This is a genomic window from Erwinia sp. PsM31, assembly GCF_030433775.1.
GTDB lineage: Bacteria > Pseudomonadota > Gammaproteobacteria > Enterobacterales > Enterobacteriaceae > Erwinia > Erwinia aeris.
Window position 1 is genome coordinate 1 of the sequence record NZ_JARUWZ010000035.1, and the last position, 25,640, is coordinate 25,640.

Annotated in this window: 22 protein-coding genes and 4 pseudogenes; 10 read left to right on the forward strand and 16 right to left on the reverse strand. The window is 54.7% G+C overall.

The window, feature by feature from the left end; translation table 11 throughout:
- The 8 genes and pseudogenes from QCD69_RS19890 to QCD69_RS19920 form a co-directional block, all read right to left on the reverse strand.
- Positions 1-745, reverse strand: a pseudogene (locus QCD69_RS19890) (peptidoglycan-binding protein LysM); the annotation flags it as partial.
- Positions 746-763: 18 nt separating this feature from the next.
- Positions 764-1,180 (reverse strand): DUF4431 domain-containing protein, encoded by a 417-nt coding sequence (locus tag QCD69_RS19895; protein ID WP_301253295.1) that lies wholly within the window; start codon positions 1,178-1,180, stop codon positions 764-766.
- Positions 1,181-1,183: 3 nt separating this feature from the next.
- Complete coding sequence (locus QCD69_RS19900) at positions 1,184-3,883, reverse strand: type VI secretion system Vgr family protein (protein ID WP_301253297.1); 2,700 nt, start codon at positions 3,881-3,883, stop codon at positions 1,184-1,186.
- A pseudogene (locus tag QCD69_RS19905) lies at positions 3,880-4,081 on the reverse strand (hypothetical protein); the annotation flags it as partial. The gene QCD69_RS19900 and the pseudogene QCD69_RS19905, both read right to left, overlap by 4 nt.
- Positions 4,082-4,606: 525 nt before the next feature.
- Complete coding sequence (hcp, locus tag QCD69_RS19910; RefSeq protein ID WP_301253299.1) at positions 4,607-5,098, reverse strand: type VI secretion system effector Hcp; 492 nt, start codon at positions 5,096-5,098, stop codon at positions 4,607-4,609.
- A 4-nt stretch (positions 5,099-5,102) separates the two neighbouring features.
- A pseudogene (locus QCD69_RS19915) lies at positions 5,103-5,330 on the reverse strand (OmpA family protein); the annotation flags it as partial.
- A 59-nt stretch (positions 5,331-5,389) separates the two neighbouring features.
- Positions 5,390-5,668, reverse strand: a pseudogene (locus QCD69_RS22910) (type VI secretion system contractile sheath small subunit); the annotation flags it as partial.
- Positions 5,669-6,511: 843 nt separating this feature from the next.
- Positions 6,512-6,739, reverse strand: a complete 228-nt coding sequence (locus tag QCD69_RS19920; RefSeq protein ID WP_301253300.1) for a putative hemolysin — start codon at positions 6,737-6,739, stop codon at positions 6,512-6,514.
- Between the two features lie 183 nt (positions 6,740-6,922).
- Here QCD69_RS19920 and QCD69_RS19925 point away from each other — a divergent pair, with 183 nt between their 5' ends.
- From QCD69_RS19925 to QCD69_RS19935, 3 genes are all read left to right on the forward strand, one after another.
- Positions 6,923-7,246 carry a hypothetical protein gene (locus QCD69_RS19925; protein ID WP_253459578.1) on the forward strand — a complete coding sequence of 108 codons (324 nt, stop codon included), beginning with the start codon at positions 6,923-6,925 and terminating at the stop codon, positions 7,244-7,246.
- 117 nt (positions 7,247-7,363) lie between these two features.
- Positions 7,364-7,576, forward strand: a complete 213-nt coding sequence (locus QCD69_RS19930) for a hypothetical protein (RefSeq protein WP_125290841.1) — start codon at positions 7,364-7,366, stop codon at positions 7,574-7,576.
- Between the two features lie 142 nt (positions 7,577-7,718).
- On the forward strand, positions 7,719-9,332 hold the full coding sequence (locus tag QCD69_RS19935; protein ID WP_301253301.1) for an NAD-dependent malic enzyme: 1,614 nt from the start codon (positions 7,719-7,721) through the stop codon (positions 9,330-9,332).
- Between the two features lie 106 nt (positions 9,333-9,438).
- Here QCD69_RS19935 and QCD69_RS19940 read toward each other — a convergent pair whose 3' ends face one another.
- Positions 9,439-11,358 (reverse strand): methyl-accepting chemotaxis protein, encoded by a 1,920-nt coding sequence (locus tag QCD69_RS19940; protein ID WP_253459572.1) that lies wholly within the window; start codon positions 11,356-11,358, stop codon positions 9,439-9,441.
- Positions 11,359-11,641: 283 nt separating this feature from the next.
- Between QCD69_RS19940 and QCD69_RS19945 the strand changes: the two genes are divergently transcribed.
- Together QCD69_RS19945 and QCD69_RS19950 are read left to right on the forward strand one after the other, a co-directional pair.
- Positions 11,642-12,886: a mechanosensitive ion channel family protein gene (locus QCD69_RS19945; protein ID WP_253459568.1), complete on the forward strand. Its 1,245-nt coding sequence runs from the start codon at positions 11,642-11,644 to the stop codon at positions 12,884-12,886.
- A gap of 285 nt (positions 12,887-13,171) precedes the next feature.
- On the forward strand, positions 13,172-14,395 hold the full coding sequence (locus QCD69_RS19950) for an L-lactate MFS transporter (protein ID WP_301253304.1): 1,224 nt from the start codon (positions 13,172-13,174) through the stop codon (positions 14,393-14,395).
- Between the two features lie 19 nt (positions 14,396-14,414).
- On the opposite strand, the gene QCD69_RS19955 is transcribed toward QCD69_RS19950, so the two are convergent.
- Positions 14,415-15,296: an SMP-30/gluconolactonase/LRE family protein gene (locus tag QCD69_RS19955; protein ID WP_253459563.1), complete on the reverse strand. Its 882-nt coding sequence runs from the start codon at positions 15,294-15,296 to the stop codon at positions 14,415-14,417.
- Positions 15,297-15,586: 290 nt separating this feature from the next.
- On the opposite strand from QCD69_RS19955, the gene QCD69_RS19960 reads away from it, so the two are divergent.
- Entirely contained in the window at positions 15,587-15,730 is a 144-nt protein-coding gene (locus QCD69_RS19960; RefSeq protein ID WP_301253305.1) for a hypothetical protein, read from the forward strand.
- Between the two features lie 111 nt (positions 15,731-15,841).
- Here QCD69_RS19960 and QCD69_RS19965 read toward each other — a convergent pair whose 3' ends face one another.
- The 3 genes from QCD69_RS19965 to QCD69_RS19975 all read right to left on the reverse strand — a co-directional run bounded on the left by QCD69_RS19965 (position 15,842) and on the right by QCD69_RS19975 (position 17,707).
- On the reverse strand, positions 15,842-16,126 hold the full coding sequence (locus QCD69_RS19965; protein ID WP_253459560.1) for a hypothetical protein: 285 nt from the start codon (positions 16,124-16,126) through the stop codon (positions 15,842-15,844).
- A 333-nt stretch (positions 16,127-16,459) separates the two neighbouring features.
- Complete coding sequence (locus QCD69_RS19970; RefSeq protein WP_301253307.1) at positions 16,460-16,912, reverse strand: universal stress protein; 453 nt, start codon at positions 16,910-16,912, stop codon at positions 16,460-16,462.
- A 12-nt stretch (positions 16,913-16,924) separates the two neighbouring features.
- Entirely contained in the window at positions 16,925-17,707 is a 783-nt protein-coding gene (locus QCD69_RS19975) for an IclR family transcriptional regulator (protein WP_253459558.1), read from the reverse strand.
- A gap of 162 nt (positions 17,708-17,869) precedes the next feature.
- Between QCD69_RS19975 and QCD69_RS19980 the strand changes: the two genes are divergently transcribed.
- From QCD69_RS19980 to ypdK, 3 genes are all read left to right on the forward strand, one after another.
- On the forward strand, positions 17,870-19,462 hold the full coding sequence (locus tag QCD69_RS19980; RefSeq protein WP_301253309.1) for an MFS transporter: 1,593 nt from the start codon (positions 17,870-17,872) through the stop codon (positions 19,460-19,462).
- A gap of 5 nt (positions 19,463-19,467) precedes the next feature.
- Positions 19,468-20,490, forward strand: coding sequence for an HlyD family secretion protein (locus QCD69_RS19985; protein ID WP_301253310.1), 1,023 nt, complete (start codon positions 19,468-19,470; stop codon positions 20,488-20,490).
- Between the two features lie 198 nt (positions 20,491-20,688).
- Complete coding sequence (gene ypdK / locus QCD69_RS22915; RefSeq protein ID WP_125290871.1) at positions 20,689-20,760, forward strand: membrane protein YpdK; 72 nt, start codon at positions 20,689-20,691, stop codon at positions 20,758-20,760.
- A 574-nt stretch (positions 20,761-21,334) separates the two neighbouring features.
- On the opposite strand, the gene mchS3 is transcribed toward ypdK, so the two are convergent.
- From mchS3 to QCD69_RS20000, 3 genes are all read right to left on the reverse strand, one after another.
- Positions 21,335-21,748, reverse strand: coding sequence for an MchS3 family protein (mchS3, locus tag QCD69_RS19990; RefSeq protein WP_301253312.1), 414 nt, complete (start codon positions 21,746-21,748; stop codon positions 21,335-21,337).
- A 119-nt stretch (positions 21,749-21,867) separates the two neighbouring features.
- Positions 21,868-23,112, reverse strand: a complete 1,245-nt coding sequence (gene alaC / locus QCD69_RS19995) for an alanine transaminase (RefSeq protein WP_301253314.1) — start codon at positions 23,110-23,112, stop codon at positions 21,868-21,870.
- A gap of 105 nt (positions 23,113-23,217) precedes the next feature.
- Entirely contained in the window at positions 23,218-23,742 is a 525-nt protein-coding gene (locus QCD69_RS20000) for a GNAT family N-acetyltransferase (protein WP_253459546.1), read from the reverse strand.
- 218 nt (positions 23,743-23,960) lie between these two features.
- On the opposite strand from QCD69_RS20000, the gene QCD69_RS20005 reads away from it, so the two are divergent.
- Positions 23,961-25,640, forward strand: coding sequence for a sensor histidine kinase (locus QCD69_RS20005; protein WP_301253332.1), 1,680 nt, complete (start codon positions 23,961-23,963; stop codon positions 25,638-25,640).

The following is a 25,640-nucleotide window of genomic DNA, read 5'->3' on the forward strand; positions in this document are numbered from 1 at the left end:
TCTCGGAAAGTGTTTTTGCAGAGAATTGCGAAAATTTTCTTGTAAGCAGTATATTTTTCGTTTCATCCCCAGCAACACCTGAATAAACAACATCCTCTTTTCCAGCAGAATTCATATATTTGACAACAATAGCCATTCCTTGTTTCGTATGGATGATTGTCTTGAGCTTGCCGTAAGCATCTGTTTTCCACTCGTAGCTAGTGCTTCCTAGTGTCACTTTAAATGGCACATCAGCAACTGGTCGAGAGCCATCAGAAACAGTCACATTTGTCACATACACCCATTTTTCAGTGCCCGGCTTCAAGCCACCTTCCTTTTTGCTAATTGCCTTGATTACCTTACTGAATTTTGTATCGTCAAGATCTCCTACTTTCTCCCCCTTGGCGACCCCGCTTTCAGACATGATAAAATCGGCATAAGCTTCAGGGTTATTACCATCACTCCACGGTGCATATTTTTCCATCATTTCTGGAATAGTATAATCATTATATTTTCTTTTAAGAAGAGATCGTTTTGCATTATCACCAGCTTCTATGCTAGAAAATATAGCAAATGAATGTTTTCCTGGATTGTAGACAACCCCAACACCGATTTTTCCTTGCTGGTTTTTTACAGAAATGAGATTCCCCGGGTTATTGAATCGCCAATTCAGTGAGCCCCCAGTTTTTAACAATCTTGTGCCACTTGATGACTCATATTCTACCGTTTTCGTCGATGCATGATAGATAGCATTTATAAAGCGCATTTTAATTAATCCTCTCTACTATTTGCTTGCAACTTCAAACCTGGCATCATCTAATAAAACTGGCGTCATGTGATATCCGGTCTCGGCAAGAAATATTACACCATCAATAGTGACACTTTTCCCAAGAAGATTTTTATTTACTTTATACTCATTACTATCATGCATTATCAACTGAACGTCCTGATTCCAGTTTTGATTGTCAGTATCTGCGTCTATTACACATGTGAGTGGCTGTTTTAAATGCAATATCCACTCATATAGTTTCTCATCATTGATTTTATCCTCTCCCCAGCCAGGAGGGCCGTAGTATAATTCTTCGCTAACAACTCCTGTGAGACTTACTTTATCCCCTTCCTTTAGGCAAGTTGCAGATGCACTAAAGCCAGAAAGCACGATTATAAAGCAAAAAATAGACTTCCAAATTTCCTTTAACATAGTTCATCCTGTCGTAGTTAAATTTAATAGTTTTGCAATCATTGATTCAGTTAGCGCAGAAGTATGACTTTCAGCTGTCTCGGTATCATCCGAATCAGTATCAGGCTCCAGTGATTCTATATCTTCCGCACTATCTACCTCAGCCTCTGCAACTGATGTTGGAAGCTCTTCTTTAACCCAGGTTTCTCGCCCTATGATTAAGTTTAATGTATCGCTTTCAGGAAGCACTATTTTCGGGAAGCGACCTGAACTGTCTACTGTGCCGGTCGACAGGATTTTCCCATTGCTGTCAGTAATGTTGTATGGCTGATTTGTCATCCAGTCCATACTTTGAATGACACTATCGGCACCAGGGAAAGCAAAACGTAAACTTTGTTCGCCAGGTTCCATTACAGGAAATACAGGCAGCGTGACCTTTTCTGATGCGCTTGCCTTACGCCCATAGTGTCCTGCTTTCGTACGATATTCACCTGCAGTAGCAGATTCAATCGCACTTGCATCAATCCTGATATAGCTTCCACCACCATTCAGAGTCAGCTTCTTCTTCGCGATGATTTTGATTTCATCCTCCGTACTGACGATACTGAGTTCCCCACGCGCCACCAGTTCCATCAAATCATTCTGCGCCTGTATTTTTACCGGCCCCTGGTTCGCGATGAGCTTGATCCCCAGCTTCCGAACAAACATGCTCAGGGCATTACCCACGCCGATGAACAGATTTTTCACCACGCTGACGTCAGCATTTTTACCGGCAGTGGCTATCAGGTTCTGGCCAGCAGACACCTGCAGATGTTGTCCGCTGGTCAGCGCCATACCCTCCGGCGCGCTGAGCAGCAGCACCGATTTTTTGAGGCCCGTCAGCTGCTGTTCCAGCAGCATGACCTGCGCCTGGAGATCGGCCGGGTTCGCGGTCGCCTTCTGCGCGTCATCGGAGATGGATGTCATCTGCTCCCGGGCATTACCCAGATTGCTGACCGCCGGCTGCATCTCCAGCACCTGGCCCTGCGCTTTCGTCTGGCCATCAGCGCTGATGAACATCCCTTTCTGTGCCCGGATGGCTCCCCAGCTGTCGGTTCTGAGCTCAAAACCCTCACCGCGCTTCTGCTTCTCAGCATCCACTAAATGTCCCAGATTCAGCTGACTCTTGCCGCCGTACTCGGTGGAGACCTTGATATGCTCCTGATCACGACTGTCATCAAGGCGGATTTTGTTGTTCGCCGGGGTGCGCAGGACGTTACGTTTGTAGTTTCGGATAGTGACATGGTCGCCGTGGGCCGAGTCGTGCAGCACGCCGGAGATGTACGGCCGGTCCGGGTTACCGTCCTCAAAGCCAATCGCCACTTCGGTGCCCGCCAGCAGCGGCAGGTGCAGGCCGTAAGTATCGCCGGCATAGGGACGTGACTGCCGGACCCACAGGCTCTCGAACCCGGTCTCCCGGTTATCACGGTCAAACAGCATGTTGACGCGGTAGCGGCCGTCTTTATCGATATGGCCGTAGGTGTCATTTTCGATGGTGCTGGTGACGCGGGCCGGTAATGTGCCGGCCATCACCGGGCGTGAACCGGGCTCAGGACGATAACAAAAGTCGGTGCTGTCCGGGATACCGTCAAACCTGACGCCGAAGTCCTCATCACGCCGCGCATGGCTGTGCATCGCCGTGATGACCACGCCATGAGCAAACACGTCGGCCACTTCGTACCCGCCGGTGACTTTCATAACCTGACCCGGAGAGAGCGTCGGGCAGCTGGTGATGGCATGGGTCTGCGTCTGGCCATTCAGGTAGCGCTCATGACGAATGCGGGCATAAAACACCCCGGACTCCGGTGCCGGATGGTGGTCATGGGTATCACCCGCCGTCAGATAGTTATCCGCATAGTGATAGGCCTCACCGTAGGTGGTGGCATCCCCGCGGGTGGCATCGACCCGGGTGTCCATGTCATCCGTGGCCTGACGGTAGTTGTAATCACGGGTGCTGACCTGCTTCTGTACCACGTTATGGTGGCTCTCCATGCCCCAGACCGGGTCCACGCCCTCCGAATGCTGTCCTGATGGCGGAACCGATGGCAGCGTCAGGCCTTTTTCATACCCCTGCTGACCGTCGTAAAACTCCACGACGTCGATGTTCAGACGCGTATCAGTGGTAAAGCGGAACCAGATACCCACCTCACTCAACAGGCGGGTGATGAAGTGCAGGTCGTCTTCACCGTACTGCATCACCTGTTCACGCTGCGGGTATTCACGACTTAGCGAGAACAGAAAATCCTGACCGCGCATGTTGTGACGCTCGCGCAGGACTTTTTCCACGATTTGTGGCACCGACATGTCCTGGTAAATGGCGTTCTGGTGTGAACGGTCAAGCAGGGCCAGGCGTGGCCGGAGCGTCAGGGCATAATGCGTCTCATCTTTTGAGGTACTGAGACGTTCAAAGCCCGTAACCACGCCCTGAATTACTCGCACTGGCTGCTGCACTTTAATACCGTAACCCCGGTCAACCGGGGCCTGCAGCGTCAGGGAGGAGGCTTTCATCAGCATCATTTCTTTGCTGATGGCATGGTTACCGCTGGTAAATTCAATACGGTAGCTGAACGGCGTGCTCAGGGCTTCATCACCTTCAAACGCCAGCACATCAAGCTCCGAACTGCACTCTTTTACCGCCAGCTGATGGTGATTATGGCTGAATCTTATCGGCAAGTTGATGCTCATACGTTCACTCCTTGTGTACGGCCAAACTCCAGTCCGATACCCTCTTTCTCACTCGGGCTAAGGCGTACGACCGGGTTTCTGTTTTGCAGCCATGTGGGTCAGCAACTGCTGACTCAGCACCGGCAGAATTTGTTGATTGAGCAGACTGTTGACGTTGCGTGCGCCGGTATCCGGCAGCAGGCAGGCGGCGGTCAGCGCGGTTTTACCCACGCCAGGCTCGCCAACCAGGATCGGGTTGTTCTTACGACGAAGGGAAAGAATGTCCACCCTCTGATGGTCTTCCCCCTGTTCGGGCAGCGTCAGCAGCCAGTGCTCAGGCAGGATTTCTGCATGGGTGCGGGTCTGACACAGGGAGGCAGCCCCTTCCATCGCACGGGCGCAGTAGGGATTAAGACGTTGAAGAAGGCTTGCCGGATTCTCCATGAGATTCTCTCTTTATCGGTTCCTGGTCACGCTACCGCCCTTCGCTGTTTCCCTTTGTTCAGGGGACCAAAGCGCACAAGGTCAGGCTGGCAGACAGTTTGTCGGTTTCTTTGCTGAAAGCCCGCGTACTGCAGACGTTCAGCAAAACAGCAGAAAGGTTATCCCCTCCGCTTAAAAACGAGGATTACGCTAAAGAGTTCGTGTCGCAGGAAGGCGGCAAGTTCGTAAGTCTCCGGGAACATAGATAACTGTATGACCGGAGCGAGCCAACGCACCTGCGGCGCGAAATATGACGCGTAATCAGGCGGTGGCGCGTTCGTTCCAGGAGTCGGAATGAATGATGTTGCCGTCTTTGTAGGTCCAGGTGATTTTTTCGTAACGCAGCTCGATCTGCTCAAGGTGGTTATGCTTCTCGTAAGCAGGATCCTTGATGTCGTGCATCACCGGGTTTACTTTCACCACTTTCACGTTTTCCAGTTTGGTGTTGAAGTACTCCACTTCCTGGCCCGAGTTGTTGATTTTGTACCACTTGAATTCCGCAGATTTCAGGGTCTGACCGGTGGTCACCGCCTTGTACAGATACGGGCTGGACGAGTCGATTTCCTTGGTGAACAGGAACGGAGTGTGGATACGGGTACCGGTCAGCTTGCCGGTGTTATTGTTGGTCGGGATGTACAGGTTATGCTCCTGCGCCACCACTTCGATGCTGCCGCCACGCTCCTGAACGTCCACAGCCCCTTTGATGTCCGCGCCGCCGTCGTCTTTCAGCCAAAGATAAACAGGAATTGCCATGTAATTACTCTCCATTGTGTTGTGATGCGTCATCATCCTGCGATGACGCAAGGGTTTTGCCCGATATCTGACAGGCGTTGGCCTGCGGTACCAGACTGATTTCGACACGGCGGTTGAGTGCACGGCCCTTCGGGGCGTCATTGGTTGCGATCGGACGGCTTGCGCTATAGCCCTGCACCGCAAAACAGCTTTCCGGCACATCGCCGGTGTCACGCATCCAGTCGCGTACCGCTGCGGGATTTGTCGGGAAACCTGCTCCGGGGAGAATTCATTTATGCTCCGGAACGTCAGACTGACGTTGTCTTCGCAACCGTCACCGGCAAGCTTATTTTTAACGGTCAGATTTATTTTTGGGGAATATTCAGAAAGAACTGAGTCAAAGTTATTTTTGTTCAGATTAACTTTTTTGCGCTCAGATAGTGGTGCAGACTCCCGGCCGTTGCTGAAATCGCCCGCAACCAGTAATTTCAGGGGAAGCTCGGTTTTCTTGCTCGCTCCACCCGTATGCAAATCAATTTTTAAATTAATACGTGCCTTGGGTATTTCGCACTGAAAGGAAGAGTCAGACATGGCTGTCCCTGTTCTATGAAATTATAGAAACGGTCAATACCAGTGAGAAATTAACAAAAAAGGCAAACCCTGCCAGAACAACATCCCGGTTCTCGTCATCCGACAAGAATCAACACCCCGGAATTAAAAGCGAGCGCATTCCATTCACCAGCATATCGACACTATATTTTTTGGGATTTTATCTGAAATCGAAGATTTTCGGACAAGACCTTATAGCCGGAGTGTAAGAATGTTTGCGCATGACTAAAAACAAAATAATGTAACTAAATATTACATCGAAAAGGTTTAACAAAATTAGATCATCTTTATGATTTGTATGAACTTTATTGCATAGCCCTTTCAGACCTTATGGAATAAGGGTGTGCAACAAAAGATCAATTTAACTTAGGGATAAAACCGTATAAAACCTCCTTCAATCACGTGAATTTTTGATTTTGTATTTTTATCAAAAATGAGAGCCAGGACGTGACTGAGCATGTACAAAACTGATGAAATATACAGAATTTCATACCTTTTTATTATTCACTTGAACGAGGCTTATTTATTTTCATCAAAACAATAACGTCAGCCAGCCGGTACAAATCCAACTGTGTAGACCCACGGCCAGCGTAAGATTGTCGGTGGCGAAGGATGACGAGCCTGCAGGCGTTGACGCGAATACTCACTCATACGCAACCAGACTTCAAAAATACATTGCAGCTTTGCCTTAAAATACTCAATCAACTACGGCATAGCAAAAACGTACCTTTATAATTTTACAAGACAGATAAACCGCGTTGTACAGCAATGCCGGCACATAAAGTTATTCCCTTTACTACCGGCATTTCTTTGTTGAGCCCGCCTTTATTTATGATCCCGTCGATAAAGCTGCCACTCGTCGATGCGCTCGCCGCCAGGCAGCGTGCAGTAGCCTCTCTGGTCCTGCGCCGTTTTCACGATCTCTGATGTACCGCCCTGCTCAACGCACCAGGCCGCCGCCGGGTTTTTCATGTTCAACGAGGTTGGTTTACTGGCATTCTGCGCACAGCCGGTTGCCAATAAGGCACAGATAAACAATAAATTCTTTCTCATTATCACCTCTGTTCAGATGGATCCCATTGCGTCTCATTATCAGTCAGATAACAATAGTAAGCGCTATAGTTTAAGGTGTTGTACGTCAATCACCGCTCACTGAGTTAACGATTAACGCCAAAGGATTGGGATTGATACTCGCCTCAGCGCCTGCAACGGCCGACTAACGACAAGGAATGCTCTATGCGAACCGCCACTTTTACCCTGCGTCTTACCCGGGACGTCAGCCAGTTTCTGCTGCCGGATCTGCGCGCGCTGCTGCCGCCGGAAAGCGTACAGTTTTTTTCCAACGAGCTGGATGAGGAGTGGCATTACACGCTGCTCTGTCTGCAAAGCGACCATACCTGCTCGCTGACGGTTTCCGCTATCCTGGTCTGGCATCAGCTGAAGAAAATCCATGTGATGCGCTACCGTTCACCGCAGCTACAGCAGGAGCTTGCTGACCCTTCCTCTGCGGAGCTTTACACCCTGCTACAGGTGCCGGGCGCGGTGCTTTATCTTTCCTGACGCCTGCACCGCCGGGATTTGACGCCGTTATTCTGCGGTATTCCACTGATTGGTTTTTACGCGCCCGCCGTAAAATCACCATAAAGTCACTGGAAAACCGTACCGGAGTCCCCCCTGATGCCAGATAAAGATCCTGTTGTTGAACGTCTTACCGTCGAGCTGCTTGCGCTCAGGCAGATCGTGCAGATGCTGATTGCCTATGGCAACGTGCCGACCGGCGGCAAGCTGAATAAATACCTGCAAAAAGTGGCCGATGATACGGAACAGCGCGAGGATCACCGCGGGCCGAACAAAGCCATTGCTGAGGCTATCCGCAGCTATATTAAGTAGGTTCCTGACCTCGCCAAGGCGAGGTTTTTTTTTGCCCTTACCGTTTATCCTCTTTGATTTTGTTACATTTTCCCTCCAGCAACGTTAAGCGCTTTCAGCCAGGCTTACCGAATTGATGTATTGCGACCAGTAAGGGAATGTGATGACCAGACCAGACTACCGCCTGTTGGCTTCCGCCACGCAGAATAAAGATACCGCTTTCAGCCAGCAGGAAAGAGCGGACGCGCATCTTGAAGGGCTGCTGCCGCCTGCGGTGGATTCGCTGGCAACGCAAATGCAGCGTGTGCTGGAACATCTGGACAACAAACCCGACGATATTGAGAAGTATATCTATTTGCAGGAGCTGGCTGACCGCAACGAAACGCTGTTTTACGCCACGCTGATGTCCGATCCGGTTACTTTTATCCCGCTGGTTTACGATCCGACTATCGCCGACGCCTGCCGAAAATATGGCCATATCTATCGACGTCCCAAAGGCATGTATCTGACCCGGCAAATGAAAGGCCGACTGAAAGAAGTTTTGCGTAACTGGCCGCAAAAAGAGGTGCGCTTTATCTGCGTCACATCTGGTGGCCGCATCTTAGGGCTGGGCGACATCGGCGCCAACGGCGCGCCCATTCCGGTGGGCAAGCTGCAGCTTTATACCGCCTGCGCCGCCGTGCCGCCTCAGGGGCTGCTGCCGGTGCATCTGGATATCGGCACCGGCAACGAACAGCTTCGGGACGATCCGCTTTATACCGGCCTGCGGGAAGCAAAGCTTGACCAGCAGGCGCTGGACGAGCTGCTGGATGAATTTGTCGCCGCCGTCAACGACGTATTTCCCGGCTGCTGCATCCATTTTGAGGACTGGCAGGGCGACGACGCCATCCGCTATCTCCAGCGCTACCAGCAGCAGGCGCTGGTGTATAACGATGATATTCAGGGCACTGCCAGCGTGGTGCTTGCGGGCCTGCTGACCGCGCTGGAGACAACCGGCGGCAGGCTGGCGGAACAGCGCGTGCTGTTTGCCGGTGCAGGTTCGGCAGGCACCGGTATCGCCAATATGCTGGTTGACGCTATGGTGCAGGAAGGTGCCGATCGGAAACAAGCGCAACAGGCAATTACGCTGTTTGATAAACAAGGACTGATTACCGCTGAGCGCGACGACCTGAATACATCGCAAAAAGCCTATGCGCACGACATGCCCGCAGAAAGCGATCTGCAAAAAGTGGTTGAGCGCGTTAAGCCCACCATGCTGATTGGCGTCAGCACTCAGGGCGGGCTGTTCAGCGAAGGCGTGGTAAAAGCGATGAGTAAGCTGAACGACCGGCCAATCATTTTTGCGCTCTCCAATCCCACCGAAAATGCGGAATGTACCGCAAAACAGGCCTATGAATGGAGCGACGGCAAGGCGCTGTTTGCGGCGGGCGTGCAGTTCGGAGAAGAAAAAATTAACGGTGAAACGCGCTATCCCGGCCAGGCGAATAATTTTTATATTTTCCCGGCGGTCAGCCTGGCGATTTACGCCGCCAGACCGGCGCGCGTGGACGACAAGCTGTTTATCGAAGCGGCCCGCCTGTGCGCACAGCAGGTCAGCAAGGCGGAGCGGGAAAAAGGCAAGCTCTATCCTTCCCAGGCCGATATCGTTAAAACGGAAATCGCCATAGCCAGCGGCCTGATACGCTACCTGTTTAAGCACGGTTTGGCCGGTGTGGAAGAGCCGCAGGAGATTGACAACTGGCTGCAAACGCTGATCTACAGGCCGGATTACGCCTGATAAAGATCGCGTAACCCTTTATCCTGAAGCCATCGCCCTTCTCCATAAAGCGATGCAGGAACGAAAATAAAAACCCGGCACGATGCCGGGTTTTTATTAGTTAGCGTCAGGCCACTCTGAACGCGGAGATATCCTGCGCCAGCTGGGCGGCTTCCGTGCGCAGCGCTTCGGTGTTTTCCGCCGTCTGCGTCACCAGCAGCAGGTTCTGCTGAATGCCGCGCTCCATCTGCGACACCGCCAGGGTGACCTCGCTGATGCCTTTGCTCTGTTCGTCGCCCGCTACGCGGATTTCACCCACTACCTCTTTGACTTTCAGCACGTCGTTCACCAGGCCCGCCAGCTTTTCGCCCGCGCCTTCCACCAGCCGACTGCCGGCCAGCACCGTGGTGTCGGACTCGCTAATCAATGCTTTGATCTCCTGCGCCGCAGCGGCGCTGCGCTGCGCCAGAGCACGCACTTCCGCCGCGACCACGGCAAAGCCACGCCCCTGTTCGCCCGCCCTGGCCGCTTCCACCGCCGCGTTCAGCGCCAGTATATTGGTCTGGAAGGCGATCCCATCAATCACGCTGAGGATTTCGCCCACGCGGCTGGAGGACGTTTTGATCGAAGCCATAGTAGCAATCACCTGATTCATTACCTCGCTGCTGCTGCGGGCGATCTGCGCCGTCTGCTCCGTAAAGGAGTCCGCCAGACGGGTATTTTCCGCATTCAGCTGTACCGTGGCGTTGAGCTGCTCCATTGCCGCCGCGCTCTGCTCCAGCGCCGCCGCCTGATCGCTGATTTTCGCCGAGAACGCCTGGTTGCCTTCCGCCAGCGAACTGGCGCTGGCGGCCACGTTGACGCCGCTGGCCTGTACGCTGGTGATCACGCCTGCGATTTTATCGACGAACTGGTTAAACGACACCGCGATTTCGGCGATCTCATCTTTACCGACCGTGGCCAGACGACGGGTCAGGTCGCCGTCGCCGTTGGCGATTTCATCCAGCGCCGCGCGGGTTGACTCCAGCCTTGCCGCCAGACGACGGGCAAACAGCCAGACCAGCACAAGCAGAACCACCAGCGCCGGGATCAGCACGATAAAGATATCCTGCAGGATATTATCCGCCAGCGCGGTGACTTTCGCCTGCGGCGTTACCAGGCCGATAATCCAGCCTGTGTCGGGCATCCTGAACAGCGTAACCTGCGCCTGCTTATTCAGTACGCCATCCTGAATGTGATTCAGGGTAGTCATGGTTTTATTTTCCGCGATGCCCTTCAGCACCGGTGCCAGCCAGGGTTTTTCCGCCGCCAGCGCGCTGAACTTCTTCAGCGCCTTATCTTTACCGCCGGGGAAATAGAGCACGTTGCCCGCGCCATCCAGCGCAAAGGCGTAGCCGCCGGTCAGATTGCCGTGGCTCTGCATAAAACCGGAAAGGTTATCCAGCAGCACGTCAAAAGTCGCCACGCCGGCAAACTTTTCGCCCTGCACGTAAGGCACGCTACAGGTGACCATATTCACCTGGGAAATCGGATCCTGATAAACTTCCGACCAGCTGCATTTGCTGCGCGACGCTTCCCGGGCAGAGGTATACCAGCTCTCATTATGGTAGCCCGCGCTGCCCGGCTCGTTGTAGCCGTCTGACCAGACCAGCGCGCCGCCTGCGCCACGAGACCAGAAGAAGCTACGGCGAGCAACGCCTTCGGTAAAGGCGTTGGGTTCCGGCCAGATACCGCCGCCCGCAATGCTTTTATCGCCCTTGCTGTCGATAATCTGCGGCAGCACGCTTTTCACCAGCGTCTCCTGGTGCGGCAGCACTTCCGCCAGGCGCGCCATGCTCACCACTTCACCTTCAATGCGCAGCAGTTGCTGATTCAGCTGGCCCACGATGTTTTCACCGGTTTGCTGGATCAGGCTGTTGCTGGCCTCGACCACGCGCGGCTGTCCGCGCAGGGTAATAGCGAACCAAACCAGCAGCATGGTTAACAGCAGCATCGAAATGCCGCCAAAGATCAATTTCCCTGACAGACGAACTGGTATCCCCGGCATAATGTATTCCTCAAAACAGAACAGTGGCAAAACGGCGCCTGAATAGTTGAATTGCGCGATATTTCGTCAGCGCTTACGCGGATTATCGGCAAAGCTGGCTAAAACCTGAACGCGCCTGCCGGGTGATAACGCCCGTAGCGCAGCATAAAACCCTGAGGAAAATCCGATTTGATTTTGCCACAGCGGCCAGGCTACCCTGACGCCGCGCAGAACGTCTGCTTCTGCGTCATAACGCGCTGTTTTCGCGCGTTCTGGACTGACCTGATTAGAGGGAACTAACCATATGCACCATTTTATTCTTGCGCAGCTCAACGCGTTCGCTGTGCCCTGGGCGCCGCTGATTGCGCTCGTGGCCGTTCTGGCCGTCATTCTGCTGATTTCCCTGATAGCGCACGGCCTGTTACACCGCGTGCTGCTGCCTCTGCTGCGGCGTATGGCGGAAAAATCGAGCCGTCAGTGGCCAAAATCGCTGATAGATAACAAGCTTTTCAGCCGCTTTGCGCTGCTGATGCAGGGCGTTTTTCTGCAAATCCAGCTGGAGCTGTTTCTCTCCGGCCTGGAACCGGCTTACAGCGCGCTAATGATCCTTAGCGAGGTCTGGATCATGGTATTCGGCCTGCTGATGTTCTTCTCGCTGCTGGATATCTTTCTGGAGCTGTCGGAGAAAAGCGCAATGGCCAGCCAGATGCCGCTGCGCGGGATTTTCCAGAGCCTGAAGCTGATTGCCGCGCTGCTGGTGGCGCTGATGATTATCTCGGTGCTTATCGGTAAATCGCCGCTGGTGCTGCTGACCGGTCTGGGCGCGATGACCGCCGTGCTGATGCTGGTCTTTAAGGATCCCATTCTGGGGCTGGTGGCCGGGATCCAGCTCTCCGCCAACAATATGCTGAAGCTGGGCGACTGGCTGGATATGCCGAAATATGGCGCGGACGGCTCGGTGGTGGATATCGCGCTGACCACGGTAAAAGTGCGCAACTGGGATAACACTATTACCACTATTCCTACCTACGCGTTGATTTCCGACTCCTTTAAAAACTGGCGAGCAATGTCGGAGTCGGGCGGCCGCCGCATCAAACGCAGCATTAATATCGATACCACCAGCATTCACTTTCTGAGCGAAGATGAGGTAGCCAGACTGAAGCGCGCTCAGCTGCTGACGCCCTACCTGGAAAGCAAAATGCAGGAGGTTTCGGCCTATAACGCCGGTCTGGATACCAGCACGCCGCTGAACGGCCGCCGCATGACCAATATCGGCACGTTTCGCGCCTGGCTGGAGGCCTGGCTCAGGGCGCATCCGCACACGCATAAAGGCATGACGCTGATGGTGCGTCAGCTGGCGCCGGGCGCGGACGGCCTGCCGCTGGAGATCTACGTTTTTACCAACACCACTGTCTGGCTGGAATATGAAAGGATCCAGTCCGATATCTTTGACCATATTTTTGCCGTTCTGCCGGAGTTCGGTTTGCGCGTGCACCAGACGCCGACCGGCAACGATCTGCGTAACCTGCGCATCCAGTCGGCGGAGTAACGCCTCGGACGGGCGCAGCCTTGCGCCCGTCGCTTAGCCTGTTTTTGTTCGCCTGCGCCCGTCGTTTCGCCGCTGCTCTTGTCCGCCTGCCCCCGTCGTTTCGCCGCTGCTCCTGTCTGCTTGCGCCCGTCGTTTCCCTGCTTTCGCTGCATTTTACGCCGCCGTTCATTCCGCCTCAGCGGCATTTCATTCCTGAATGACGGCAGTTCATGCCCTCTTCGCCCCGCATTGCTAAAACCCGCCGTATTCTGTGCTTAATTTATTACTCTTTCCGGGAGCATCCCCATGAGCACACCAACCGTCAGTTCTCGCGTTCGCTGGCTAACCCTGGCCGGCACCATTATTACGCAGTTTGCGCTGGGTTCGGTTTATACCTGGAGCCTGTTCAACGGCCAGCTCTCCCACAAGCTGGAGGCGTCGGTTAGCCAGGTCGCCTTCTCTTTCGGCCTGCTGAGCCTGGGGCTGGCCATCTCCTCTTCGCTGGCCGGAAAGCTTCAGGAACGCTTTGGCGTGCGCAACGTAACGATCGGCGCGGGCGTGCTGATGGCTTTCGGCTTCTGGCTGACTTCGCAGGCCGACAGCCTGTTTATGCTCTATCTGAGCGCGGGCGTACTGGTTGGTCTGGCTGACGGCGCGGGCTACCTGATGACGCTTTCCAACTGCGTGAAGTGGTTTCCCGAACGCAAAGGCGTGATTTCGGCCTGTGCGATTGGCGCTTATGGGCTGGGCAGCCTGGGCTTTAAATTTATTTGCAGCTATTTGCTGAGCGTAAACAGCCTGGAGCACACTTTCCTGATCTGGGGCGGTATAGCGATGGCGATGATTATCGCCGGCGCGCTGCTGATGAAAGACGCGCCGAAACAGCAGGCGGTAGCAGGCGACGCCGCCAGCGTTCGCGACTTTTCGCTGACCCAGGCGGCGCGTCTGCCGCAGTACTGGATGTTAGCGGTAATGTTTCTGACCGCCTGTATGAGCGGGCTGTACGTCATTGGCGTGGCGAAGGATATTGGCGAAGGCATGGTTAATCTTTCCACGCAAACCGCAGCCAGTGCCGTTACGGTTATTGCTATTGCCAACCTGAGCGGTCGTCTGGTGCTGGGGATCCTTTCCGACAGGATGGCGCGCATTCGCGTGATTACGCTGGCGCAAATCGTTTCGCTGGCGGGCATGGGCATTTTACTGTTCAGCCATATGACCGAAACCACCTTCTTTATTTCCGTAGCCTGCGTGGCCTTCAGCTTCGGCGGCACCATCACCGTTTATCCTTCGCTGGTCAGCGACTTTTTCGGTCTGAACAACCTGACCAAAAACTACGGCCTGATCTATCTGGGCTTCGGCATTGGCAGCGTGCTGGGTTCGCTAATTGCTTCGCTGTTTGGCGGCTTTATGGTGACCTTTAGCCTGATTATGGCGCTGCTGGTGCTGTCGCTGATTATGTCGCTGACTATCCGTCTGCCGCACTGTCCGGCTAAAGCCGCAGAAGGGCTGCGCCAGGCGCAGCCGCTGTAGTTGACTCTTCTTACTTACCTTATGCCTGCCGGAAAAGCGGTTCCGGCAGGCCCGCAACGGCGACCTCCACGGCAAACACATCGCCAGACTGCGGATAAGCCGCCAGCTCCTCTGCGCTTCGATCTTCGCGTGAACTCGTAATATAAAGCGTTTTCAGATCCGGCCCGCCAAAAGCGACCATCGTCGGCCAGCGCACCGGCAGCGGGATCTCGTCCACGATTTCGCCGGTGACCGGATTAAGACGAATGACCCGCGAGCCGTCAAACATTGCCGACCAGTAGAATCCTTCGCTGTCTACCGCTGCGCCATCGGGCAGGCCGCCTTGTTCCTGCACAAAATGCCGGATGACTTCACGCGGGCCGATATCGCCCTTGTCATCGACCGGATAGCGATAAAGCACACCGTTGGGCGTGTCGGTGTGGTACATCCATTTATCATCAGGCGAAAAGGCCAGCCCGTTGGAAATTTTGATGTCTTCCGCCTCGACGGTCAGGCGCAGATGCTCGTCCAGGCGACAGAGCTTGCCGCCGTTGCGATCCTGCGGCTCCCACAGGCTGCCGCACCAGAAGCGCCCGTGTCGGTCAACGCGGCCGTCGTTAAAACGGCTGAAGGCAGCTTCACCAGGATTGGCCGCCACGCGCCGGGTGATGATGCCTTCTTCATCCAGCAGGCAAACGCCGCTGCGCAGCGCCGCCACGAAGCCGCCCTGCTCGTTCAGGCCAAAACAGCCGATATGTTCCGGCACCGGCATGATTTTATGCTCGCCGCTTTGCGGATCGAAGCGATGCAGCGCAGGCGCCAGAATATCGACAAAGTAAAGCGCCTGTTCGCGCACTGACCAGACCGGGCACTCGCCCAGCTCTGCCTGGGCCGCCAGCACATTTTTAACCTGATAACGCATAGCATGTCCTTGTCTTGAAAAATTGCCTTAAGTCTATCGCATAAATCCTTTTCTGCCGTTATTAACGCAAATTTTTCATTCGACCGGATAAAGAAGTCTATTTAAGAACATTCTGTGTTAAAAGTGGGTCTTTTAAGCCTTCTCTTATTTCTTTCTGGTGGAATAGATCGCAAAATTTCCATACTGAATTATTTGGAAATATTTACTCTAATAACTCTACAAAAGCGGCATTATTCCTCCACTTTTGTTTTGTAGAGTGTTAGCTATTGGAAAGCGAGAGAGTAAGAATAATGAAACTAATTAGATCGATTGCGCTTCTGGGCGTAATAAGTATGCTGAGCGGCTGTATTATTCATGACGGCTATCGCGGCCACCACCACGGCGGGCCGGGCTATCATCACGGCGGACACCATGGCCAGCACAGGAGCTGGTAAAGAATTATAAATGGGTGAAGTTCTTTCATCCTGAAAGCGGGCAAAGCCTGCACACGGCAATATAAAAATAAAATGCAGTCTTCAAGGCGGGTAATTACCCGCCTTCTTTTATTAGCTTTTAATGCTGTAATTACACTGATACCAGGCTTTCATTAACCCTGGCAGTCGACTTTCCTGCGGCTTTATCGGCTCGACTTTATCAAAGCCGCGCTCCGCGCAATAATGCTCGACGTCCTGCTCCATGGCCGTTTTGTTTACCGTATCGGGATCGAAACGATAAAGCACGCTATTTACCGCAGGGTCTTCTGCTACCTTTTCAAAAGCGCCGGGCTTGTGGGAAGTACAGCCAGCGGACAGCAAAACAGCAAGCGCCAGCGCGCCAATTATTTTTTTCATCTTAACTCCTTTCTTTGCCGACGCATCTTACTTAAGCGGCACGGCGATACCATCGGAAAAAACCGCTTTTGCACTTCTTTAACCGTGATGCAATATTTTACCGATTGAATCGATTCAGGCTGCCGTGTAGCGCGAGGCGAAAATGAATGCCAATATACATCCAGACACAGCGACATGTCTGCGCAACACCAGGAATTTTATTTATAATTACAAAGATTTATGCCCGCGGCGAGCGGGCTTTTTTTTGCGCTAAATTCGGGAAGCGGACGCTATTATATTCGCTGCGCCCGCGGAGAAATTAACCTGAAGTGCCGTTATTAAAACGCGAGGTTCTTAGTCGGCGCGCACGTCGACCAGTACCGGGCAGCTGGCACGCTCTATAACGGCAGCGCTGACCGATCCTTTCAGCAGGCGATTAAAGGAAGAGAGATGGCGGCGGCCCATAATAATCATTGCGGCGCCAATCTGATTGGCGTGGGCCACGATGGTTTCGGCGGACTCGCCCGCCAGCACCCGCCCCGTGGCGCGAACGCCGCGGCCTTGCAGCTCCGCCAGCGCCTGGCGAACGGCGGCTTCCGCCGTGTTTTGTTCGTCCAGCGCGCTGCCGAAGTCGCCGGGATCTTCCCCCGCCTCAATAACGTAATCCGCCGTCGTGCTGGCATAGCTGGCGTCGACACAGCACAACACCACCACGTCCGCATCAAGCGCGCGCGCCTGCTCCGTCGCCAGGGAAACCACCTTGCGCGCCAGCGCCGAATTATCCACCGCCACTAAAAGCTTTTTCATTTGCCGCTCCTGTCAGTCACGTAAAGTCGCTTTGCCAATTTCATCCACCAGAGCCTCTTTGCACTTCAGGATCTCTTCGCGGAAGAGCGCTTCGTGCTTTTGAAAACGGGCAGAAGGCACCAGCAGGCTGATGGAAAAGCGTCCCAGTATGGTATCTATCGCTACCGCCATGGTGGAGATCCCTTCCAGCGTCTCGCCACGATCGTAAGAGAGACCGGTGCGGCGGATTTCCTGCAGTCTTTCCATCAAATCGGGATACGCTTTGACGGTCAGTTCGGTAATCGCTTCGTAGGCATCACCTACCCACGCCCTGGCCTCTTCGTCGCTGTCCAGCGCCAGCAGCGCACGGCCGCCGGAAGTGCTGTAAAGCGGCAGGTTCAGCCCGATGCGCGGCACCACGCGCAGCTCGCGATCGGCGACCACGTAATGCACGATAGCCAGCTGTAATCCGCTGGCGCGGGCCAGCGACACTGTTTCGCCCGTGGCGTCGCTCAACGCCTGTAGCCACGGCTGCACAATCGCCACTACATCGGTGTGCACGCTGGCGATCAGCCGCAGCAGCGCCGGGCCAAGACGTACGCCGCCCGCGCCGTGACTGCGCACCAGCTGCACCGAATCCAGCGCGCCAACGATACGCTGCACGGTTGAGCGAGGCAGATCGACGGCCTGAGCGATTTCGCCCAGGCTCATGCCGTTGGGGCTGTCGCCCAACGCGTCCAGAATTTTTGCCGCGCGTGAGATAACCTGGATACCGCCGGTACGCTCCTCGTCGCGTAAAGCTGCAGGTTCAGACATGAGATCTCCTTCCTTGTTGATGGCGATACTGTAGCACTCTTTTCCCCTCTCCGGCAGGCTGTATCGCATTGCAATACAGCCAATCACCATGTAATATCTGCCGCCAATGTATCACAATGCAATACAGTGCATCACTTCATCTTTTCTTGCGGAGCACCGGCTATGAACGCTCAACCCGCAGCCCCGGCCACCCACCCTTTTACCCTGCGTCTGGCGCTGGGTCTGGTGGGCGTGCTGATTGCTGCGCTGACCTCAGGACTTAACGATCGCGTAACCGACTTAGCGCTGGCCGACGTTCGCGCCGCTATCGGTTTTAGCTACGATCGGGCGACCTGGATTACCTCGGCCTATCAGGCTGCCGAAGTGGCGGCGATGATGGTCGCGCCCTGGTTTGCGGTGACCTTCTCGCTGCGCCGCTTTGCGCTGGCCGTCGCGTTTGGTTTTGCGCTGGCCGGCATACTGCAGCCCTTTGCCGCGACGCCAGGGCTGTTTATCGGCCTGCGTGTTATCCAGGGCCTGTTCGGCGGCGCGCTGCCGCCGCTGCTGATGACGGTAGCGCTGCGTTTTTTGCCGCCGGGCATCAAGCTTTACGGGCTGTCCGCCTATGCCTTAACCGCCACTTTCGGCCCCAACGTGGCCGCCTCGCTGGCAGCTTTCTGGACCGATGCCGTCGGCTGGCAGTTTGTGTTCTGGCAGATTGTGCCGCCGCTGCTGCTTGCCGGCGTGCTGATTGGCTGGGGATTGCCGCAGGATCCGCTGCGCCTGGAGCGTTTTAAGCAGATAGATTTGTTCGGCATGCTGACCGGCTGTAGCGGCGTTGCGCTGATGGTGCTGACGCTGTCGCAGGGCGAGCGGCTCGACTGGCTGCAATCGCCGTTGATTACCGGCATGCTGTGCGCGTCCATCGCGCTGCTGGTAGCGTTTTTAATCAACGAGTGGTCGCATCCGTTGCCGCTGTTTAAATTGCAGCTGCTACAGCGTAAAAATTTAACGCACGGGCTGCTGGTGCTGGCTGGCGTGCTGCTGGTGGCGCTTTCCGGCTCCGCCCTGCCTTCGGCTTATTTCGCTCAGGTGGAAGGGTTCCGCACCGTGCAGTTTGCGCCGCTGGCGCTGGCTATCGGCCTGCCGCAGCTGCTGATTGCGCCTTTTATGGCTTTCCTGCTGAACCTGCGCTGGATCGACTGCCGCTGGATGCTGACCTGCGGCGCGGCGCTGCTCAGCGTGTCGTGCCTGATGGGCGCGCAGCTGACCGACGACTGGGCCAGGCAAAATTTCTGGCTGATCCAGTTGCTACAGGCTTTTGGGCAGCCAATGTTGATTCTGCCGGTGTTGATGAGCGCCACCAGCGTGATCCTGCCGCCTGAAGGGCCGTACGCCTCGGCGATGTTTAATACCGTGCGCGGCTTTTCCAGCGTGGCGGCCGGCAGCCTGGTAGAGAATTTTCTGACCCACCGGGAAAAGTTTCATTCACACACCCTGGTCGATCAGCTGGGCAATCGTCCGTGGCTGATGACGGCGGCGAACAGCGCTGATGCCTCGGCGATGAAGCCGCTGCTGCCGGACGGTTCAGCCAGCTCGGCCGAAAATTTAGGTCATTTCGCCACGCTGCTTAAGCACCAGGCGGTGCTCCTCAGCATCAGCGACGCCTACCTGCTGCTGATCGGCTTCGCGCTGCTGCTGGTGCTGCTGACCGCCTGGCTGCCTAAACGTGTCTGGCCGCCGCAAACCCTTATTCAAACTAAAGCCGTGAGATAATAACAATGTTCACACCTGCAAAAAGAACCTTAACGCTGGCCGCGCTGCTGCTGGTCCTGCTGGGGATCGCCTTTTTCGTCTGGTCGGCCATGAGCCGCCATCAGGCCCGTACCGATGATGCCGTAGTGACCGCCGACTACACGGCCATCGCGCCGAAAGTTTCCGGCTATATTCGCACCGTTAACGTCGGCGATAACCAGCAGGTAAAAGCGGGCGACGTGCTGGCGACGATTGACGATCGTGACTACCGCGTCGCGCTGGAAACTGCCGAAGCGAACCTGGCGGTCAGCCAGGCTAAGCTGGCCAGCGTTCAGGCCCAGCTTGAGCAGCAACAGGCGACCATTGCGCAAAACGACGCCGCCGTCGCGGCCAGCCAGGCGACCCTGAACTATGCCGGGCAAAATGCCGAACGCTATCGCCGCCTGCTGAAAAGCGGCACCGCCACGGCAGACGAGCAGCAGAAAACCAGCGCATCCATGCAGGAAGCGGCGGCGCAGCTGCGTCAAAGCCAGGCCGCCGCGCTGGCCGCCCGTAAAGAAGTGGGCGTGCTGGAAGCCAGCCTGCGCCAGGCTAAAGCGGATATTGCCGCGTCAACCGCCAGCGTCGATCAGGCTCGGCTGAATCTTTCTTATACCGTTATCACCGCACCAATCGACGGCGCCGTCGGTCAGCGAGCGGCACGCCAGGGCGCCTGGGTTGCCGCCGGGACGCGTCTGATGGCCGTGGTGCCGCTACAGCAAACTTACGTGGTGGCAAACTTCCTGGAAACGCAGCTGGCTGGCGTAGAGGCCGGTGCTGGCGTCACGCTGAGCGTGGACGCGCTGCCTGGCGTCACGCTGCGTGGCCATGTGGATAGCATAGCGCCTGCCACCGGCTCGACGTTTGCCGCTATCGCCGCCGATAACGCCACGGGCAACTTCACCAAAGTGGCGCAGCGTTTGCCGGTCAAAATCCTGCTTGAACCGGGCCAGCCCGATCTGGCGCGCCTGAAGGTAGGTATGTCGGTGGTGCCGGAGCTGGCCCGCTGACCGGACGCGGGCGGTTTATTTAACGCCCGCGCCTAAAGCAGCTTCCTGAAAAAAAAGATAATTCCTGGAAATGCCGGCTTTATTTTGCCGCCCGGTGCGGGTAAATTAGCGGGCGATCCTGTGACGAAAGCTGACGGCCCGAGCCGGAAAACGCGGCGACGCAGGTTCCGGCTATCATCGCTCAAAGGAGTTTTTTTCGTGAAATATGCATTAATGGGCATTTCGTTTCTGTTGCTGGCCTGGGCAGGCACCTTCTATCTGATGCTGTAGTCCGCTGGCTAACGAAGAAGGCAGGCGCTCCACTTTATACTTGTTGTTAAAAATAACCCGATCGCTCTGGTTTTTAATTTATAAAGGGTTTGTATTTCTGAGCGAACCCTTTATAAGCAGAGGACCTTCATCAGCTCTGACCTTACTTACTCTAAAGTTGCGAGCAGGATGTAGATCCTGAACCAATATATTTATGAAACTTTCACCCATTAAAACCTCATGGTTAAGCACCTTACATTTTTGTACCGGATACTTAGCCTGATATAAAATTTAAATATTGGATTGAGGTTTGTAAATGATAGCGTCCTGTCTTTTAAAGAAGACCACCGCCGCCTTCACGATCTTTCCTCAGAAACGCCATTAAATCCATAAAGGTACTCGACGTGCCGCTCGGAAACATTATATCGCTAGTCGTACCGGGCGCCATTAGCGTCTATCCATGCTCCCATATCAACTCCTCGAAGATCGATAACATTTGATGATTCACGAAGCCCGTCAATATTCATCCCACCTGAAACGCACCTTAATTCTAATGCATTGATATTTCTCATTTCATTTTTTCTCCTTGTTATAATCAACATCCATTGTCGATTATGTTTTCATAGATTTCCTGATATGAAAATTTTCTTAGCACATCGCCTTTAAGGACAGACAGATTTACTTCTGAATTTTTATACATTATCAAAGAGCTTTTACTTACCTTCTTTTTTACCAGGCCACATAATGCATATATTTTAGCCTCTGGGGTGGATAAATCAGACTCCAGTAACTTCCTAAAAATAAGCTCACTATCAGCACCATGAAAAATCTTATTATAAAGCACCTCACCTCTACTCATTTTTCCGACAAACCCATTGTTCCCTAAAGAAAAAACGGTGACTTCAGATAGTTCTTTAACGTCATCATTATTACTTTTGGCAGCACAGATCGGCCCACAGAAAGCCAAAAAAAATAAAATAAATAAAAAGTTAATTTTGGAAATTTCCATATCTCCCTCACTAAAAACCAATAAATTCTAAAAAAACCATCACGGCGAATCATTCCCTGAATGCCATTAATTTAGAAAAAAAGCCTGAAGGACATTCTGCCTCCAGGCTATTATTTTTATTAACCTGTATAGCCCTGGTCCGCCTCGCTTTTTACCGTTCCCGGCAGAATACCGTCGGCGCGGAACATCGCTTTAATCCCTCTTACCGCCTGGCGAATACGGTCGCTGTTTTCAATCAGCGCAAAGCGCACGTGCGTATCGCCGTAGTCGCCAAAACCGATACCCGGCGAGACGCAGACCTTCGCCTCCTGCAACATATGCTTAGCGAATTCCAGCGAACCCATATGCGCATAGTGGTCCGGGATTTTCGCCCAGACATACATCGAGGCCTTGGGCGTTTCCACCATCCAGCCCGCCTCGTGCAGCCCTTTCACCAGCACGTCGCGGCGGCGCTTGTACTGCTGCGCGATATCCCGCACGCACTGCTGATCGCCCTCCAGCGCGGCGATGGCGGCAACCTGCAGCGGCGTAAAGGTGCCGTAGTCGTGATAGCTTTTGATCCGCGCCAGCGCGGCGACCAGCTCTTTGTTGCCGACCATAAAGCCGATACGCCAGCCCGCCATATTGTAGCTTTTGGAGAGCGTGAAAAACTCTACTGCCACGTCGCGAGCGCCCGGCACTTCCATAATCGAAGGCGCTTTCCAGCCATCATAGACGATATCGGCATAGGCCAGATCGTGGATCACCAGCACGTTATATTGTTTGGCCAGCGCGATCACGCGCTCGAAAAAGTCCAGCTCGACGCACTGCGCAGTAGGATTGGACGGAAAGCCAAGGATCATCATTTTGGGTTTGGGATAGCTTTCCCGAATAGCACGCTCCAGCTCGTTAAAGAAGTCCACGCCTTCCACCAGCGGCACGGAGCGCACCTGAGCGCCCGCGATAACCGCGCCGTAAATGTGGATGGGGTAGCTGGGATTCGGCACCAGCACGGTATCGCCATGATCGAGCGTAGCCAGCATCAGGTGCGCCAGCCCCTCTTTCGAGCCGATGGTCACAATCGCTTCTGACTCCGGGTCGATATCCACCTGATAGCGATCGGCATACCAGCGTGAAATTGCCCGACGCAAACGCGGGATGCCGCGCGAAGTCGAATAGCCGTGCGTGTCCTCTCGTTGCGCCACCGAGCAGAGTTTTTCAACGATATGGGGCGGCGTAGGGCCGTCCGGGTTGCCCATGCTGAAATCGATAATATCTTCGCCGCGACGGCGCGCCGCCATCTTCAGTTCGGCAGTGATATTAAAAACATAGGGCGGAAGGCGTTCAATACGGGAAAATCGGCGTGCGGAGCTGTTGTCAGCCATAAAGACCTCTGAGTACGTTAGCGCCCGGAACCGTCCGAGCGACGCTGACCAGAAAATGGTCGAAGAGCCAACATAGCGCAGAGTTCGCCAGGCTGTCGAGCCGAATTAATCTGATTCCAGCTTGCCGAACAGCCAGTCGTCAACCCACTCGCCGCGCAGCAGATAATTTTCCCGCAGCGTGCCCTCAAGCCGGAAGCCGTTTTTTTCCAGAACGCGTCGCGAAGGCCAGTTGCCCTCCACCACCTGCGCGGTCAGCTTGTGGAAGCGACACTGGCTGAGCAGGTAAGCGGCCATCGCGCCAAGCGCCTCGCTGCCGTAGCCCTTGCCGGTATAGCGGTTCAGCAGCGAGTAGCCGACTTCGGCCTGCCGCCAGGGCGTCCATTCCGCATTCGCGCCTATCAGCCCTATCGCTTCGCCGCTTGCCCGCAGCCGCACAGTTAAACAAAGCATATGCAGGCTGGTTACCTGCCAGGGCTGTAGTCGGGTCTGAAAGCGCTGCCGGATATCCGCCAGCTGCGGGACGGCGCTGATAAACTGCATACTGACGGGATCGCTGTGCACCTCGTGGAACAGCGACCAGTCTTCCGGCTGGAGCTTTTCCAACAGCAATCTTTCGGTCGTTAATTGCATGATACATCCCCTTTTTGTTACCAGGGTTTCCCCTTTTCACCCAGGCTTTGCAGCGAGGCTACCTTGATACCTTACGCACGGCTAATCGTAACAAAATTGATCCAGACAGGGATTGACTGAAATCGGCGCGCGCTTGCCTGGCGCATCCCGCTCGCTTTCCTTATTATGTCGCTACTGTTTCTCCGCCAGCCGAGGCGCCCGTGCATTCGATGTTTGAGATGTTGCTTGCGGTATTAGATCGCGCCGCTCTTATGCTTATCTGCCTGTTTTTTATGACACGCACCCGTCATTTTCGTCAACTGTTACAGAAAGATGAGCACTCACGTCAGGAGCTGGTGGCGGTAACGGCTATCTTCTCGCTGTTCGCGCTGTTTGGCACCTGGAGCGGCATCAACGTTGACGGCTCGCTGGTGAACGTGCGCACCATTGCGATTATGGCCGGCGGTATCCTGTTTGGCCCGTGGGTCGGTATTGTGACCGGCGTGGTGGCCGGGCTGCACCGTTTTTTAATCGATGTCCACGGCGTCACCTCGGTGCCCTGCCTGATTACCAGCATTATCGCGGGCATCGCCGCAGGCTGGATTAACCTGAAGGTCGCCAAAGCGCGGCGCTGGAGCGTCGGCATTATCGGCGGCATGCTGTGTGAGTCGTTAACGATGATCCTGATCCTGGTCTGGGCCAGACCTTACGCGCTGGGCCTGGCGATCGTCGAAGAGATCGCCGTGCCGATGATCCTGGGCGCGGTCAGCATCGGCCTGATCGTGCTGCTGATCCAGAGCGTCGAGGGCGAAAAAGAGGCGATAGCCGCCCGTCAGGCCAAGCTGGCGCTGGATATCGCCAATAAAACGCTGCCGCTGTTTCGCCAGGTCAACAGCCGTTCGCTGCGTAAAGTCTGCGAAATTATTCGCGACGATATCAGCGCGGATGCGGTTGCCATCACCAACAAAAATCAGATCCTGGCCTATGTCGGCGTCGGCGAGCAGAATTACCGCGAAGGCGACGACGGCATCAGCCCGACCACGGCCAGAGCTATCGCCAATGGCGAAATCATTATCCGCAACAACGATGAGGCGCACCGCACGCCGGAAATCCATTCAATGATTGTGATCCCGCTGCGGGAGCTGGGCGAAGTCACCGGCACGCTGAAAATTTACTATCGCCACGCGCACCGCATTACCTGGTCGCTGCGGGAAATGGCCATCGGCCTGTCGCAAATTATCTCCACGCAGCTGGAAGTTTCCCGCGCCGAACAGCTGCGTGAAATGGCGAATAAGGCCGAGCTACGCGCGCTGCAAAGCAAAATAAACCCGCACTTTCTGTTTAACGCGCTGAACGCCATCTCGTCGTCGATCCGCCTGAATCCCGATACCGCCAGGCAGCTGATCAGCAACCTTTCGCGCTATCTGCGTTACAACCTGGAGCTGAACGACGACGAAATCATTGATATCAAAAAAGAGCTTTATCAGATCAAAGATTATATCGCCATCGAACAGGCGCGTTTTGGCGATAAGCTGACGGTCATTTATGAAATTGACGAAGACATCAGCTGCTCGCTGCCCAGCCTGCTGATCCAGCCGCTGGTGGAAAACGCCATCGTGCACGGCGTACATCCCTGTCGCGGCAAAGGTGTGGTCACCATCAGCGTGCAGGACGCGGGCGAGCGGATACGTATTGCGGTGCGCGATACGGGCAACGGCATCAGCGAAGAGGTGATCCAGCGCGTGGAGCGCAACGAGATGCCCGGCAACAAGATAGGCCTGCTCAACGTGCATCACCGCGTCAGGCTGCTTTACGGCGAGGGGCTGCATATTCACCGTCGCCATCCGGGCACCGAAATTGCTTTTTATATCACCAAAAAAGGGGCGACTCTGCCCGAACGTGTTTCACTGACGGCTTAG